We start from the raw sequence: 15502 nt of genomic DNA, 5'->3' as shown, positions 1-15502 counted from the left end.
AGCTCACGCGGACCCACGCGTACGCAGCGCGCTCAGCTCAGACGGACCCGCGCGTAGGCGGCCATGGCGTCGCGCATGTAGGCCGCCAGCCCCTCGGCGATCCGCTCGTAGTTCGCCCTGAACTGCTCCTCCTCCACCTGCATCCGCCCGAGCTGGACGTACTCCGCCGCGCTCGGCGCCCAGAACCGGCGCAGCTCCCGGTAATGGCCGTCGAGCACGGCGAGCACGGCGGGATCGTCGGCCGCCGCACCGCCGGTAGGAGTTGACGCAGCGGCAGAGTCAAGGCGGGCGCCTGTATTGAATATTACCTACCTGAATACTAGGTTTTAGGGATGAGCCTCCAGTTCCTCTGGTACATCCCGAACCAGGCCCAGCCGGGGCACCGCGGCGACGACACCCTCGCAGGCCACAACAGCCTGGAGACCCTCAGCTCCCACGCCGAAGCGCTGGAGCGGCACGGCTGGGCCGGCGCGCTCATCGGCACCGGCTGGGGACGGCCCGACACGTTCACGGTGGCCACCGCGCTGGCCGCGCGGACGACGACGTTCCAGCCGCTGATCGCGGTGCGGCCCGGCTACTGGCGGCCGGCCAACTTCGCCTCCGCCGCCGCGACCCTGGACCAGCTCACCGGCGGGCGGGTGCTCGTCAACATCGTGTCGGGCAAGGACGACCTGGCGGCGTACGGGGACAGCGAGGGCGACCAGGCGCAGCGCTACGCCCGTACCAAGGAGTTCATGCGGCTGGTCCGCAGGCTCTGGACCGAGCAGGACGTCACCCACCACGGCGAGCACTTCGGCGTCACCGGCTGCACCGTGGTGCCGCGGCCCGTGGTGCTCGGCGAGCGCAGGCACCCGCGGCTCTACTTCGGCGGCGCCTCGGAGGCCGCGGAGCGGGTGGCCGCCACCGAGGCCGACGTGCAGCTCTTCTGGGGCGAGCCGCTCGACGGCGTCGCGGCCCGCATCGAGCGGCTCAGAGGGCTCGGCGAGCGGCTCGGGCGGGAGCTGCCGCCGCTGGAGTTCGGGCTGCGGGTCACCACGCTGGTACGCGACACCACCGAGCAGGCCTGGCGCGACGCCGAGGCCAAGGTCGCCAGGATGGCGCAGGGCACCGTCGCGCGGGACGTGAACTGGCACGCCGCCGTCGGCCAGCGGCGGCTGCTCGACCTGGCCGCCAGGGGCGAGGTGCTCGACGGCAACCTCTACACCGCGCCCGGCAGGTACGGCGGCGGCGGCGCGGGCACCACCTGGCTCGTCGGGTCGGCAGCCGACGTGGCGCGGTCGCTGCGCGCCTACCAGGCCCTCGGCATCACCCACTTCGTGCTCTCCGACACCCCGTACCTGGCGGAGATCAGGCGCCAGGGCGAGGAGCTGCTCCCGCTCCTGCGGGGCTGAGCCCCGCCGGAGTGCCGTGCGCCACTGTCCCGGACCTGTTTTGTTAGCGTCGAAGCATGTCAGAGGGTGCGGGGCGCGGCGCGACGCCCTCGCGCGGGCCTCGCGGATGGCGCCGGGTGCTCGTCGTCCTCGGCATGATCGTGCTGTACGCGGTGCTGCTGGGCACCGGCGTGCTGTCGTTCCTGCTCGTCGACGCCACCGTCAGATGAAGCAGGCCGTCACTTGCCCACGCTCTCCCTGCGCCGGGCGAACCAGGTGACCGCCCACAGGACCAGGCCGATCGCCAGCAGCACACCCGCGATCTGGTACTGACCGGCCGGGCGGCCGGAGGACCAGGGCAGCACGAGGTACAGGCAGGTGACGGTGCCCAGCACGGGCAGCACGCGCCCGGCGTTGAAGTGCGCGGCGTCGGACCGGTCCCTGCGCAGGACGAGCACCGACACGTTGACGGCGGCGAAGACGGCGAGCAGGAGCAGCGAGGTCGTCCCGCCGAGCAGCGCCACGACCGGGCTCTCCGGGTCGAGCGAGACGAAGGTGATCAGCCCCATGGCGATGACGGTGGTGAACAGGATCGACGCCTCCGGCGTGCGCCGCTTGGGGTTCACCTTCGACAGGAAGAACGGCAGCACGCTCTGCTTGGCCATGCCGTACAGGAGCCGGCTGGCCATCAGCATGTTGATCAGCGCGGAGTTCGCGACGGCGAACATCGAGATGAACGGCAGCAGGTCGGCGATCGGGAAGCCCGGGGTGGCGGTCTGCACCACGGTCGCCAGCGGCGTCTCGCTCTCGGCGAGAACGCCGACGGGGACGACGGCGACGGCGCAGATGGACACCAGGACGTAGATCACGCCCGTGATGCCCAGGCCGGTCAGCATGATGCGGGGGAAGATCCGCGACGGATCGCGGGTCTCCTCCGCCATGTTGACCGAGTCCTCGAAGCCGACCATGGCGAAGAAGGCCAGCGACGTCGCGGTGCTCACGGCCAGGAACACGCTCTTGTCGGTCGCCGTCTCGAACGCCACGACCCGGGAGAAGTCGGCGTTGCCGCCCGCGATGAAGTACGCGCTGAGCAGGATGACGAGCAGCAGGCCCGACAGCTCGATCGAGGTGAGCACCACGTTGATCTTGACGCTCTCGCCCACGCCGCGCAGGTTGACGGCCAGGATCAGCAGCATGAAGGCCAGCGCGATCGCCAGGATGACGCCGTTGCCCACGTCGAGCCCGAAGCCCGCGGCGAGGTTGGCGGCGAAGGCGCGCGAGGCCGCCGAGGCGGAGGTGATGCCGGAGCACATGACGGTGAAGCAGACGAGGAACGACACGATGTGCAGGCGGAACGCCTTGTGCACGTAGAGCGCGGCACCCGCCGCCTCCGGGTACTTCGTGACCAGCTCCAGGTAGGAGCAGGCGGTGATCGCGGCGACCACGAACGCGATGGCGAACGGCAGCCAGGCCGCTCCGCCGACCTCGCCGGCGACCTGGCCCGTCAGGGCGTAGATCCCGGTGCCGAGGATGTCGCCGATGATGAAGAGCAGCAGCAGGCCGGGGCCCATCACCCGCTTGAGGCTGGGCTGGTCGCCGGCGGGCGCTTGCGCGGGACTGGAAGGACTGCTCGGGGAGGGGGCGGCCATGTGATCATCCCGGTCCGTCATCCCGCCAGCCTATGCTTTCGCGGGCTTTCACCGCCCGTGTTTTCCCGGGTCAGTATTGGTTCATCTTGGCGTCCACGGCCAGGCCCGCGTCGATCACCTTCGCCGGGACACCCTTGATGCCGATGTGGTCCTTGGCGATCTGCCCGAGGGTGGGCAGGCTCTTGCGGTCCGGCCAGGTCGCCGGGTCCCACAGCGACGAGCGCAGGAACGCCTTGGCGCAGTGCATGTAGAGCTCCTCGACCTCGACGAGGAGCCCCAGCCTGGGCCGCTTGCCCTTGACGGTGAGGTCGTCGAAGAACGGCGCGTCCGACACGATCGTGGCCCGCCCGTTCACCCGCAGCGTCTCGTTCATCCCCGGCACGATGAACAGCAGCCCGACGTGCGGGTTGAGCAGCACGTTGCGCAGGCTGTCGACCCGGTGGTTGCCGGGGCGGTCGGCGAGCGCGAGCCGCTGGTCGTCGAGCACCAGCACCGAGCCGGCGGGGTCGCCGCGCGGTGAGACGTCGCAGGTGCCGTCGGTGTTGGAGGTCGCGAGCAGGACGAACGGCGAGTGCGCGATGATCGTGCGCGCGTGCTCGTCGATGCGGGCTATGTCCTTGTCCCAGATGGTCTGCTGGGGCTCTTTGACGATCTCGCGGAGCTCGGCCTCGGTGGTCACCGTACGGATCTCGGAAGGATGCACCACCCGAGCATAGGCAAGCCTAACCTTCCTGGTCGAGCATCCGCTGTGATCTGCGGCACTTCAGATCCTGCAACATTGCAGATTGTGAAACTTTTCGCGTAAAGTCATCATTGTGACCATCGTGGACAGTGCAGAGGAGCTCGGCCGCCGGGATCGAAAGAAGCTCGAGACCCGCGCGGCGCTGGAGCACGCTGCCCTGACACTGGTCGCCGAGCGCGGCCTGGCTGCGGTCACGGTGGAGGACATCGCGGAGGCGGTGGACGTCTCCTCCCGCACGTTCTTCAACTACTTCCCGTCCAAGGAGGACGCGCTCATCGGCTCGGGCCAGGCCGCGGCCGACGAGCTGTGCGACAGGCTGAACGCCGTACCCGAGCGGGTGCCCGTCCTGGAGGCGCTGCGCCTGATGGCGCGGGCCGAGGCCGAGCGCCTGCAGGAGCAGCCCGAGCGGTGGCTGCTGCGGCTGAAGGTGTTCGAGCAGAACCCGTCACTGCTCCCCCGGCTCGTCGCCAGCGGCAGCGAGACCGAGCGGGCCGTGACGGCCGCCGTCGCCCGCCGGGCCGGCGTCGAGCCCTGCACGAGCGGCTATCCCGAGCTCGCCACGGCGGCGGCCATGGCGGCCTTCCGGGTCGCGATGCTGCGCTGGAGCGCCGCCGGCGGGCGCCCGTCGCTGACCGCTCTGGTGGACGAGGCCTTCGACCAGCTCGCCGCCGGCCTGCCCAACCCCTGACAGGTCCGGCGCTCCCTTCCGTAAACGTTTCCGTACTACCGGTGCCGACGGCGCCCGCACGGCGCGGGCCCTGCCTGCCCGACTGATTTTCGCCTGAGAGAACTCCGCTGAGAGAGCTCCGCTGAGAGAACGAGGAAAGATGACAACCACCAGCGCGCAGCCCGAGCCCGCGGCCGCGACGCCCACGTCCAGACGCAAGGTCCTGCAAGCGCTGTCGGGGCTGATGGTGGGCATGTTCGTGTCCATCCTGGCCTCGACCGTCGTGGCCAACGCACTGCCCCGCATCATCACCGACCTGCAGGGCACGCAGACCGTCTACACCTGGATCGTCACCACCGAGTTGCTGGCCATGACGGCCACGGTGCCGCTCTGGGGCAAGATGGCCGACCTCTACAGCAAGAAGCTGCTGATCCAGCTCTCGCTGGGGTTGTTCGTGGTCGGCTCGCTGATCGCGGGCCTGACGCCGAACGTGGAGATCCTCATCGTCAGCCGCGTCGTCCAGGGCGTCGGCGCGGGCGGCATGACCGCCCTGTCGATGGTGGTGATGGCGGCCATGATCCCGCCGCGCGAGCTGGGCCGCTACTCCGGCATCTTCGGTGCCGTGTTCGGCATCGGCACCGTGGCGGGGCCGCTCATCGGCGGCGTGCTGGTGGACACCTCCTGGCTCGGCTGGCGCTGGTGCTTCCTGCTCGGCGTGCCGTTCACGATCGTGGCCATCATCCTGCTTCAGCGCACCCTCGACCTGCCGGTGGTGCGCAGGGAGGTCAAGGTCGACTACCTGGGCGCGCTGCTCATCACGGTCGGCGTCTCCACGCTGCTGATCTGGTCGTCGCTGGCGGGTAACCAGTTCGAGTGGGGCTCCTGGTGGACGGCCGGGCTCGTCGGCGGCGGCGTCATCGTCCTCGCGCTGGCCATTCTGGTGGAGTCGCGGGCGGCCGAGCCGATCATCCCGCTGTCCATCTTCAGGAACCGCACCGTCGCCCTCGCCACCGTGGCCAGCGCGCTGGTCGGTGTGGCCATGTTCGGCGGTACGGTCTTCCTGTCGCAGTACTTCCAGGTGGCGCTCGGCAAGTCCCCGACGGTCGCCGGTCTGATGAGCCTGCCGATGGTCTTCGGCCTGCTGATCTCCTCGACCGTGGCGGGCCAGCTCATCACCAAGACCGGCCGGTGGAAGGGCTTCCTGGTGGCCGGCGGCGTCGTCATGCTCGGCGGGATGGGCCTGCTCAGCACCATCGACGGGCAGACCGGCACGGTGCTGCTCGGTGTCTACATGGCGGTGCTCGGCATCGGCGTCGGCATGCTCATGCAGAACCTGGTGCTCGCCGCCCAGAACGACGTGCCCGCCGCCGACCTCGGCTCCACCACCTCGGTGCTGACCTTCTTCCGCAGCATGGGCGGCACGATCGGCGTCAGCGCCCTGGGCGCCGTCCTGGCCAACCGGGTCACCACGCTGCTGGCGGAGAAGCTCGGGCCGATGGCCGGTGCCGGGGCTGGTGGGGGTGACGCGCACGCCGTGCCCGACATCTCCAAGCTGCCCGCTCCGGTCGTCCGGGTCGTCCAGGACGTGTACGCGACGGCGACGGCCGAGCTGTTCCTCATCGGCGTGCCGCTCACCGTGCTGGCGGTCATCGCGGTGCTCTTCATCAAGGAGAAGCCGCTGGCCACGCTGTCGGGCGAGGAGCGGCTGGCCCGCGAGAACGCCGCGGCTGCCGGTCACTGAGCCGCGATCGGCCCTCGGCCCCGCCACACCCCTGCCCGCCCGTGACCCGTCGGTCGCGGGCGGGCCGGGTCAGTGGGTGGCCGGGGCGGGAGCCGGTTGCCGCCAGTCGCGGACGTTGCCGTCCGCCCAGCGGTGCAGCAGCTCGGCGTCGTGGCTGATGGCCAGCACCCCCGCCCCCGTACGCTCTCGGTACGCCTCGATCCGCCCCACCAGGTGGGCCTGCGTCGAGGCGTCCAGCATGGTGGTCATCTCGTCGCAGATGAGGTAGCGCGGCTCCAGGGTCAGCGCCCGCGCGACGCAGGCCCGCTGGAGCTGCCCGTCCGACACCTTGTGCGGCCGGCGGCCGAACAGCTCGGGGGTCAGGCCCAGCTCGTCGGCCAGCTCGCGGGCCCGGTCCAGGGGCCGCCCGGCCGCGCGCAGCGGCTCGGCGACCACGTCGAAGAGCGTGAAGCGGCGGTCCACGGCGAGGCGGGGCTGCTGGAAGATCAGGCCGATCGCGGTACGCCGCGGCGCCCGGTGCCGCCAGCCCGTCACCGGGTCGCCGTCCAGGGTGACCGTGCCCGCCGTGGGTTTCAGGAGCAGGGCCAGCACCCGGGCCAGCGTCGACTTGCCGCATCCGCTGGGCCCGGCCAGGCCGAGCACCTCGCCGGGGAGTATCGACAGCGACGCTTCCTCCAGCACGCGGTGGCGGCCGAAGGAGACGGTGATGCCGTGGGCGTGGAGGCCGTGGGTCTCAGGCATGGTGACAGGCCACCCTCTTCTCGTTCATCAGCGGCTGTTCCTCGCAGGCGGCGGTGGCCCGGTCGCAGCGGGGCAGGAAGGCGCAGCCGTCCGGCAGCCGGGTGAGCTCCGGCGGGCGGCCGGGGACGGGGACGAAACGGCGCGTGGGCAGGGCGTCCAGCAGGCCGCGCGCGTACGGGTGGAGCGGGCCGGAGAAGAACGGCCCGGCCTGCGACAGCTCGACGATGCGGCTGGCGTACATGACGGCGATCTCGTCGGCCACCCGCTCGGCGGCACGCAGGTCGTGCGTGATGACCAGCACCGCGCGGCCCTCGTCGCACAGGCGGCGCAGCTCGGCCATGGTCGCGTCCACGAGCGGGCGGTCCAGGCCGGTGGTGGGCTCGTCGGCGACGATCAGCGGCGGGTCGCCGGCCAGGGCGAGCGCGTTGGCGACGCGCTGCGCCATCCCGCCGGAGAGCTGGTGCGGGTAGCGGTCCAGGTCCTGCGGGCGCAGCCCGGCCCGGGCGGCCAGCGTGTCGGCGCTCTCGGTACGGCCGAGCTCCCGCAGCGTCTCGTCGAGCTGGGCGCGGGCGGTGCGCACCGGGGTGAGATGCGCGGCGGGGCTCTGCGGGATGAGCCCGATGAGCCGCCCGCGCACCCGCCGCGCGAGCACCTTCTCCGGCGCCGCGACAAGATCAAGAGCACCGGCACCGCCGACAGAGCGGGCCCCGGGCCCGGCGCCGGCGGCAGGGCGGGAGCCCACGTTCGCGGCGTCGTGGTCGCCCGCGTCCAGCCAGGCGTGGCCCGTGACGGTGGCGTTGCCCGGCAGGAGGCCGAGCAGGGCGTGGGCCATCACCGACTTGCCGCAGCCCGACTCCCCCACCAGCGCCAGGCACCGCCCCTCCCGCAGCTCGAACCGGGCGTCGGTGACGGCGTGCACCTCGGCACCGGGCAGGTGGAAGCGCACCGACAGCCCGTCCACGCGCAGCATCACAGGCTCAGCTCCGATCTCCAGCGCGGATTGGCGCGGTCACGTACGTACTGGGCCAGCGACGACACCGCCAGCGTCGGCACCAGGATGAGCAGCCCGGGAAACAGGCTGGACCACCAGTCGCCCGCCAGCAGCGACCGCTGCCCGTCGTTGATCATGTTCCCGAGCGAGGCCAGGTGCGGCGGCAGCCCGAGGCCGAGGAAGCTGAGCGCGGTCTCGTGCCAGATCGCGTGCGGGATCATCAGCACGGTGGCCAGCAGCAGATGCGGCGCCAGGTTGGGCAGGAAGTGCCGGGCCACGATGCGCCACCGGCCCGACCCGCCCGAGACCGCCGCGTCCACGAACGGCCGCCCGCGCAGCGACAGCACCTCGGAGCGGACGATCCGGGCGGCGCTCGTCCAGTGCGTGACGGCCACGGAGACCACCACGGCGGTGGCGCCGGGGGCGGACAGCGCCACGACGAAGATGCCGAACAGCAGGTGGGGCAGCGCGTTGAAGCCGTCCACCACCCGCATCAGCAGCCGGTCGGCGAGGCCGCCCGCCGCGCCGGCGGCAAGCCCGACCAGCCCGCCGATGACCACGCTGGCCACCGCCGCCGCCAGGCCGACCAGGATCGAGACGCGCAGCCCGTAGACGCAGCGCAGCAGCACGTCGCGCCCGACCTCGTCGGTGCCGAACGGGTGCGCGGGCGAGGGCGGCAGCCCGGCCGAGCGCAGGTCCACGAGCTGCTGGTCGAGCCCCGCGACGAGCGGCACCAGCACCACGGCCAGGCCCAGCACGGCCAGCGTCCCGAGGGCGAGGCGGTGACGACGGGCGGTCCGCCGCCTTCCGCCCGCACCGGCCCGGCCCCGCGCACCGCCGCCCGCACCAGCCCGCCGCTGGGCCCGCCGCTGGGCCAGCCACGTCCCCACGACGCCCATCAGCTCACCCCGAGCACGCGCACGCGCGGATCGGCCACCGTGTACGCCAGATCGGCGAGCAGATTCCCGGCGACCACGGCCAGCGTGGCCAGCAGCGTCAGCGCGGCGAGCAGCGGAAAGTCCACCGCCAGCGCCGCCTTGATCGTCGTCCCCGCCACCCCGGGCCAGGAGAACACGGACTCGACCAGGATCGCCCCGGTCACCAGCTCGGGCACACGCGCCCCCATGATCGTGATGAACGGCAGCAGCGCCGACCGCAACGCGTGCCGCAACAGGACGGTCCGCTCACGCAGCCCGCGCGCCCGCGCCCCCGTCACGAAGTCCTCGCGCAGCACGCCGATCACCGACTCCCGCACGAACAGCAGCAACCACGACGACTGCGAGAACGCCAGCACCACGACCGGCAGCACCAGGTGCCGCGCCAGGTCGGGCAGCGTGACGGCGGTGGAGGCGGCGTCGGTGAGCCCGCCGGCGGGCAGCCAGCCGAGCGTCACGGAGAACACCCAGATCGCCAGCAGCCCCACCCAGAACACCGGCGCGGCCTCGTTGGCGAAGGCCGTGCCGGTGACGAGCCGGTCCAGCCAGGAGTCGCGCCGCCAGGCGGCCAGCGTGCCGACGGCCAGCCCGGCGGCCAGCATGACGACCAGCGCGCAGCCGACGACCAGCAGCGTCCAGCCGAGCCGCTCGGCGATCACCTGGGTGACGGGCAGCCGCAGCGAGCGGGACTCGCCCAGCTCGCCGGTGAGCAGGTTGCCGAGCCAGGTCGTGTACTGCTCCAGCAGCGGCCGGTCGAGCCCCCAGTTCGCCCTGATCCGCGCCATGACCTCCGGACTGGTGACCATGGCCCGCTCCCCCAGGTACTGCCGTACGGGGTCGAACGGCGACGCCTTGGCCAGCGCGAACATCCCGAACGTCACGGCCAGCAGCAGCGGCACGGCGAACACCAGCCGCCACAGCACGATCCGCACCCAGATCACGGGGCCGGCTTCCAGTTCACGACGGTGCCGAGCAGGCCGCCGGTGGCGTGCTCGTGCGCCTCGACGCCGGGGGTGAGGCCGCTCCACTCGCCGCGTACGACGTAGGTGTGCTTGAGGTAGACCAGGTACAACCAGACGGCGTCGTCGCTGATGCGCTGCTGCACCCGGTCGTAGACCTGCTTGCGGGCGGCGGGGTCGGCGGCGGCGCGGCCCCGCTCCAGCAGCCGGTCCACCTCGGGGTCGCGGTAGCGGCCGGGGTTGAAGTAGCCCTGGCCGGCGTAGGCGGAGTGGAACAGCTCGTAGTTGGTGTAGTCCGGGTCGTACGGGCTGCCCCAGCCCATGATCAGCGCGTCCTCGGCCATGCGCTGGTCGATGGCGTCCCAGTCGAGCCCGGCCGGCCGCACGTCGATGCCGATCCGCTTGGCGTCGGAGGCCACGGCCAGCGCCAGCTCCTTGCGCAGCGAGTCGCCCGCCGGGTACATGAGCGTGAACCTGGCGGCGGTGCCGTCCTTGACCCTGATCCCGTCCTGGCCCGCCTTCCAGCCGGCCGCCTCCAGCGTGGCGATGGCCTTGGCGCGGTCGGGGGCGGCGGAGCCGGTGACGGCGGGGTTGTGCCAGTCCGTGCCGGGCGCGATCGGCCCGTAGGCGGGCTCGCCGGCGCCGGCCAGGATCGCCGCGACCATGGCGCCCCTGTCCACGGCCAGGCCGAGTGCCTTGCGGACGGCCAGGTCGCCGGTGACCGGCTGCTCCAGCGGGAACATGACGCCGCGGTAGTCGGCGCTGGGCACCTCGTGCACGGTAAGGCCCGGCTGGTCCCTGAACCGGGCAACGGCCTTGGGCGGCAGCTCGGTGGCGGTGAACTCGCCGGCCGCCATCCTGGTGGCGCGGGCGTTGTCGTCGGTGGTGTACGCGAGCACGAGGCTCTCGATCGCGGGCCTGCCGCCCCAGTAGCGGTCGTTGGCCCTGAGGGTGAGCTTGTCGCCCTTGGTCCAGGAGACGAAGGCGTACGGACCGGTGCCGATCGGGTCCGCCGACAGGTCGGACTTGTCGGGAACGATGCCGAGGGTGGCCCGCTGGAGGATGGGCGCGTACGGATGCCTGAGGTGGAAGACGACCGTGCGGGGGTCGGGCGACTCGACCTTCTCGATGGCCGCGTAGTCGCCCCTGACCGGGGAGTTGTTGGCGGGATCGAGCACCTGCTCGTAGGTGTGGACGACGTCGGCTCCGGTCAGCGGCCGGCCGTCGTGGAACGTGACACCCTGCCGCAGAGTGAACCGCACCTCCTCCCCCGTCACCTCGGGCAGCGACTCGGCCAGCGCGGGCTGGAGCTTCAGGTCGGGCGTGCGCCGGACGAGCCCGTCGAACATCAGCGAGCCGCCGTCCACCGAGTAGCCGAGCACCGGGTTGAGCGAGTCGGGCTCCGCGCCCAGGCCGAGCACGACGGTGTCCTGCGCGGCGGCCGACGGCCCTTCGGCAGGGGCCGAGCAAGCACTCAGCATCAGGACGATTGCCCCGAACAGGGCTGATCTTCGCCTCATGCTGGCGACCTTAAAGCGACTAGATCGCTATTGCAATAGATTCGCAATAGAGTCGTTTGTGCGAGTGGCTGACTTCACTTCCGCATCACCCGAAATTGCGCTCACTTCGCGTGTACGTCCTGTGATAGATAGATGACAACCTGGGGTTAGCGCACACCGAGGGCGGATCCGGCTAATGTCTCCGCTACCTGAGGAAGCCCGGGTGAGTACGGAGGACCGGTCATGGGCGACTCCACCGTCGGCACGTCTCATTCGTCCGCGCGGAACAAGCGCGCCCGAGGCCCCGGAGAGGCCGGCGAGGAGCAGGAGCTACGCCGGCTGCTCGCCGGGCTGACCGCGGTCAGGGACGGCGACTTCCGCACCAGGCTGCCCGACGACGCCGACGGCCTGCTCGGCGAGATCGCCTCCGTCTTCAACGGCATGGTGGACCAGCTCTCCCTGTTCACCTCAGAGGTGACCCGCGTGGCCCGCGAGGTCGGCACCGAGGGCCGGCTGGGCGGTCAGGCCGAGGTGCCCGGCGTCTCCGGCACCTGGAAGGACCTCACCGAGTCCGTCAACGCGATGGCGGGCAACCTGACCGACCAGGTACGCAGCATCGCCCAGGTCACCACGGCCGTGGCCCGCGGCGACCTGTCGCAGAAGATCACCGTGCACGCGCGCGGCGAGATCCTGGAGCTGAAGAACACCGTCAACACGATGGTCGACCAGCTCTCCTCCTTCGCCGCCGAGGTCACCAGGGTGGCCCGCGAGGTCGGCACCGACGGCAGGCTCGGCGGCCAGGCCGACGTCAAGGGCGTGGCCGGCACCTGGCGGGCGCTGACCGACTCGGTGAACTTCATGGCGGGCAACCTGACCGACCAGGTGCGCAACATCTCCCAGGTGGCCACCGCCGTCGCGCGCGGCGACCTGTCGCAGCGGATCACGGTCTCGGCCCGGGGCGAGATCCTGGAGCTGAAGAACACCCTGAACACGATGGTCGACCAGCTCTCCTCCTTCGCCGACGAGGTGACCAGGGTGGCCGGCGAGGTCGGCACCGAGGGCAACCTGGGCGGGCAGGCGACGGTCCGAGGGGTGTCGGGCACCTGGAAGGACCTGACGGAGAACGTCAACGTCATGGCCTCCAACCTGACCAATCAGGTACGCAGCATCGCGCAGGTGGCCACCGCCGTGGCCCGCGGCGACCTGTCGCAGAAGATCACGGTGGAGGCCAAGGGCGAGGTCGCGGCCCTGGCCCAGACGATCAACACGATGGTCGACACGCTCAGCGCGTTCGCCGACGAGGTCACCCGCGTGGCGCGCGAGGTCGGCACGGAGGGCCAGCTCGGCGGCCAGGCGCGGGTGCCGAACGTGGCAGGCACCTGGAAGAACCTCACCGACAACGTCAACTCCATGGCCGACAACCTGACCAACCAGGTACGCAGCATCGCCCAGGTCACCACGGCCGTGGCCAGGGGCGACCTGACGCGCAAGATCGACGTGGACGCCCGGGGCGAGATCCTGGAGCTGAAGACCACGATCAACACGATGGTGGACCAGCTCTCCTCCTTCGCCGCCGAGGTCACCAGGGTGGCCCGCGAGGTGGGCAGCGAGGGCAGGCTGGGCGGCCAGGCCGAGGTCGAGGGCGTGTCGGGTACGTGGAAGCGGCTGACGGAGAACGTCAACGAGCTGGCAGGCAACCTCACCCGCCAGGTCCGCGCCATCGCCGAGGTGACCAGCGCCGTCACCTCCGGCGACCTGACCAGGTCGATCACCGTGGACGCCGAGGGCGAGCTGGCCGACCTGAAGGACAACATCAACTCGATGGTGAAGTCCCTGCGCGAGACGACCAACGCCAACGAGCAGCAGGACTGGCTGAAGTCCAACCTGGCCAGCATGTCGGGCCTCATGCAGGGCCACCGCGACCTGGCCACGGTGGCCGAGCTGGTGATGAACGAGCTGGCACCGCTGGTCTCCGCCCAGTACGGCGCGTTCTTCCTGGCCGAGGAGAGCGAGCTGCAGCTCATCAGCGCGTACGGCTACCCGATCGACCCAGAGCGGCCGACCCGCTTCAGGATCGGCGAGGCGCTGGTCGGGCAGGCGGCGCGCAGCCGCACGACGATCGCGATGACCGACCTGCCGCCCGGCTACATCACGATCTCCTCGGGGCTGGGCAGGACCGACCCCACCTCGGTGATCGTGCTGCCGATCGTGGTCGAGGAGCAGGTGCTGGGCGTGATCGAGCTGGCCTCGGTGCAGGCGTTCACGCCCGTGCACCGGGCCTTCCTCGACCAGCTCATGGAGACCATCGGGGTCAACCTGAACACGATCGTGGCCAACGCGCGTACCGACGAGCTGCTCAAGGAGTCGCAGCGGCTGGCCGTGGAGCTGCAGGCCCGCTCGGAGGAGCTGCAGCAGCAGCAGGAGGAGCTGCAGCGCTCGAACGCCGAGCTGGAGGAGAAGGCGACGCTGCTGGCCCGCCAGAACCAGGACATCGAGACCAAGAACCTGGAGATCGAGCAGGCCAGGCAGGAGCTGGAGGCGCGGGCCCACCAGCTCTCGCTGGCCTCCACCTACAAGAGCGAGTTCCTCGCCAACATGAGCCACGAGCTGCGCACCCCGCTCAACTCGCTGCTCATCCTGGCCCAGCTCCTGGCCCAGAACCACACCCGCAACCTCACCCCGAAGCAGGTCGAGTACGCCGGGATCATCCACTCGGCCGGCTCGGACCTGCTGCAGCTCATCAACGACATCCTCGACCTGTCCAAGGTCGAGGCGGGCAAGATGGACATCAACCCCGAATGGGTGCAGCTACGCAAGCTGCTCGACTACGTGGAGGCCACGTTCCGGCCCATGACGGGGCAGAAGAGCCTCGCCTTCCGCGTCACCACCGCGCCGGGCGTGCCCGCCGAGCTGCTCACCGACGACTCCCGGCTGCGCCAGGTGCTGCGCAACCTGCTCTCGAACGCGGTCAAGTTCACCGAGATGGGCAGCGTGGAGCTGCGCATCGAGCCGGCCGTGCCGTCCGAGCTGCCCGCCTCCGTACGGGCCAACGGCCCCGCCATCGCGCTGCGCGTCCTCGACACGGGCGTGGGCATCCCCGAGCAGCAGCTCGAGGTCATCTTCGGCGCGTTCCAGCAGGCCGACGGCACGACCAGCCGCAAGTACGGCGGCACCGGCCTGGGCCTGTCGATCTGCCGCGAGATCGCCTACCTGCTGGGCGGCGCCATCACCGTGCAGAGCACGCCGGGGCAGGGCAGTGTGTTCACGCTGTTCCTGCCGGTGGCGCGGCCCGGCTTCGAGGTCGTCCCGGCGGAGGGCGAGCCCGCGCAGCCGGCCGAGCGGGCGATGGTGGGCACGCGGCGGCTGCTGGTCATCGAGGAGCGGCGCAACGGGCTGCTGTCGCTGGTGTCGGAGAGCGTCGTGGGCGACCTGGCGGGCGCGCGCGACCACGACGGGACGATGGAGGTCGTCACGGCGGCGGGCGTGGAGGAGGCGGCCGTGATGCTCGGCGGCGAGCCCTGCCACTGCATCGTGCTGGACCTCAGCATGCCCGACATGTCCGCCTATCACCTGCTGGACATCATGGACCGTGACCCGCGCCTGCACGGCGTGCCGGTGCTCGCGTACAACAGCTGGCGCTCGCACGCGCAGCAGGAGGTGAGCCTGGCGCACCAGCCGCTGGAGCTGCTGTCCAGCCTGGACGAGCTGCGCGAGCGCATCGCCCTGCACCTGACCGCCGATCAGCCGGGCGACGTGCTGCCCCTGGTCAGGACCGGCACCGTGGGCGAGGCGGCGGCCCGCGAGATCGACAACACCCTCGCCGGGCGGACCGTCCTGGTGGTGGACGACGACGCCCGCAACCTGTACGCGCTGACGAGCATGCTGGAGATCCACGGCATCCACGTGCTGCACGCCGAGAACGGCCGCAAGGGCATCGACACGCTGACCGCCCACGCGGAGACCGACCTGATCCTGATGGACGTCATGATGCCGGAGATGGACGGCTACACGGCGACGGAGACGATCAGGTCCATGCCGCAGTACGCCGACCTGCCGATCATCGCGGTGACCGCCAAGGCGATGCCGGGCGACCAGGAGAAGAGCCTGGCCGCCGGGGCCAGCGACTACGTGACCAAGCCGGTGGACGCCGATCATCTCATCGAACGCATCCAGCACTGGATGGACCCGTCCTGACTGACGACCTCGCG

13 protein-coding genes are annotated in these 15502 nt (G+C 71.2%); 5 read left to right on the top strand and 8 right to left on the bottom strand.

Annotated elements, in window-relative coordinates; genetic code table 11:
- Positions 1–32 precede the first annotated feature (32 nt).
- Positions 33–305, bottom strand: coding sequence for a TipAS antibiotic-recognition domain-containing protein (locus tag LCN96_RS21170; protein ID WP_225276022.1), 273 nt, complete (start codon positions 303–305; stop codon positions 33–35).
- Positions 306–332: 27 nt separating this feature from the next.
- Here LCN96_RS21170 and LCN96_RS21165 point away from each other — a divergent pair, with 27 nt between their 5' ends.
- The gene (locus tag LCN96_RS21165) at positions 333–1391 is read left to right on the top strand and encodes an LLM class flavin-dependent oxidoreductase (RefSeq protein WP_225274594.1); all 1059 of its coding nucleotides are present in this window, start codon (positions 333–335) and stop codon (positions 1389–1391) included.
- A gap of 56 nt (positions 1392–1447) precedes the next feature.
- On the top strand, positions 1448–1600 hold the full coding sequence (locus LCN96_RS21160) for a hypothetical protein (protein WP_225274593.1): 153 nt from the start codon (positions 1448–1450) through the stop codon (positions 1598–1600).
- A gap of 9 nt (positions 1601–1609) precedes the next feature.
- Here LCN96_RS21160 and LCN96_RS21155 read toward each other — a convergent pair whose 3' ends face one another.
- Both LCN96_RS21155 and LCN96_RS21150 read right to left on the bottom strand, forming a co-directional pair.
- Positions 1610–3040, bottom strand: coding sequence for an APC family permease (locus LCN96_RS21155; RefSeq protein WP_225274592.1), 1431 nt, complete (start codon positions 3038–3040; stop codon positions 1610–1612).
- Between the two features lie 49 nt (positions 3041–3089).
- The gene (locus LCN96_RS21150) at positions 3090–3722 is read right to left on the bottom strand and encodes a pyridoxamine 5'-phosphate oxidase family protein (protein WP_225274591.1); all 633 of its coding nucleotides are present in this window, start codon (positions 3720–3722) and stop codon (positions 3090–3092) included.
- Between the two features lie 121 nt (positions 3723–3843).
- Between LCN96_RS21150 and LCN96_RS21145 the strand changes: the two genes are divergently transcribed.
- Both LCN96_RS21145 and LCN96_RS21140 read left to right on the top strand, forming a co-directional pair.
- Positions 3844–4449, top strand: coding sequence for an acyl-CoA-like ligand-binding transcription factor (locus LCN96_RS21145; protein ID WP_225274590.1), 606 nt, complete (start codon positions 3844–3846; stop codon positions 4447–4449).
- Positions 4450–4588: 139 nt separating this feature from the next.
- Positions 4589–6169: an MDR family MFS transporter gene (locus tag LCN96_RS21140; protein ID WP_225274589.1), complete on the top strand. Its 1581-nt coding sequence runs from the start codon at positions 4589–4591 to the stop codon at positions 6167–6169.
- A gap of 69 nt (positions 6170–6238) precedes the next feature.
- On the opposite strand, the gene LCN96_RS21135 is transcribed toward LCN96_RS21140, so the two are convergent.
- From LCN96_RS21135 to LCN96_RS21115, 5 genes are read right to left on the bottom strand one after another with little or no spacing between them, the layout of a single operon-like run.
- Positions 6239–6910 (bottom strand): ABC transporter ATP-binding protein, encoded by a 672-nt coding sequence (locus tag LCN96_RS21135; protein ID WP_225274588.1) that lies wholly within the window; start codon positions 6908–6910, stop codon positions 6239–6241.
- The gene (locus LCN96_RS21130) at positions 6903–7880 is read right to left on the bottom strand and encodes an ABC transporter ATP-binding protein (protein WP_225274587.1); all 978 of its coding nucleotides are present in this window, start codon (positions 7878–7880) and stop codon (positions 6903–6905) included. Before LCN96_RS21130 ends, LCN96_RS21135 begins: the two co-directional genes overlap by 8 nt.
- Positions 7880–8800, bottom strand: coding sequence for an ABC transporter permease (locus tag LCN96_RS21125; RefSeq protein ID WP_225274586.1), 921 nt, complete (start codon positions 8798–8800; stop codon positions 7880–7882). The genes LCN96_RS21130 and LCN96_RS21125 overlap by 1 nt, the downstream gene beginning before the upstream one ends.
- Complete coding sequence (locus tag LCN96_RS21120; RefSeq protein ID WP_225274585.1) at positions 8800–9777, bottom strand: ABC transporter permease; 978 nt, start codon at positions 9775–9777, stop codon at positions 8800–8802. Before LCN96_RS21120 ends, LCN96_RS21125 begins: the two co-directional genes overlap by 1 nt.
- Positions 9774–11315, bottom strand: a complete 1542-nt coding sequence (locus LCN96_RS21115; RefSeq protein WP_225274584.1) for an ABC transporter substrate-binding protein — start codon at positions 11313–11315, stop codon at positions 9774–9776. The genes LCN96_RS21120 and LCN96_RS21115 overlap by 4 nt, the downstream gene beginning before the upstream one ends.
- A 222-nt stretch (positions 11316–11537) precedes the next feature.
- Here LCN96_RS21115 and LCN96_RS21110 point away from each other — a divergent pair, with 222 nt between their 5' ends.
- Positions 11538–15488, top strand: coding sequence for a HAMP domain-containing protein (locus LCN96_RS21110; protein WP_225274583.1), 3951 nt, complete (start codon positions 11538–11540; stop codon positions 15486–15488).
- The last annotated feature ends 14 nt before the right edge of the window (positions 15489–15502 follow it).

The sequence above is a fragment of the Nonomuraea gerenzanensis genome (assembly GCF_020215645.1).
In the GTDB taxonomy this organism is placed as follows: domain Bacteria; phylum Actinomycetota; class Actinomycetes; order Streptosporangiales; family Streptosporangiaceae; genus Nonomuraea; species Nonomuraea gerenzanensis.
The sequence above is the reverse complement of the archived record's forward strand: the minus strand, read 5'-3'. Positions and strand labels throughout refer to the sequence as shown.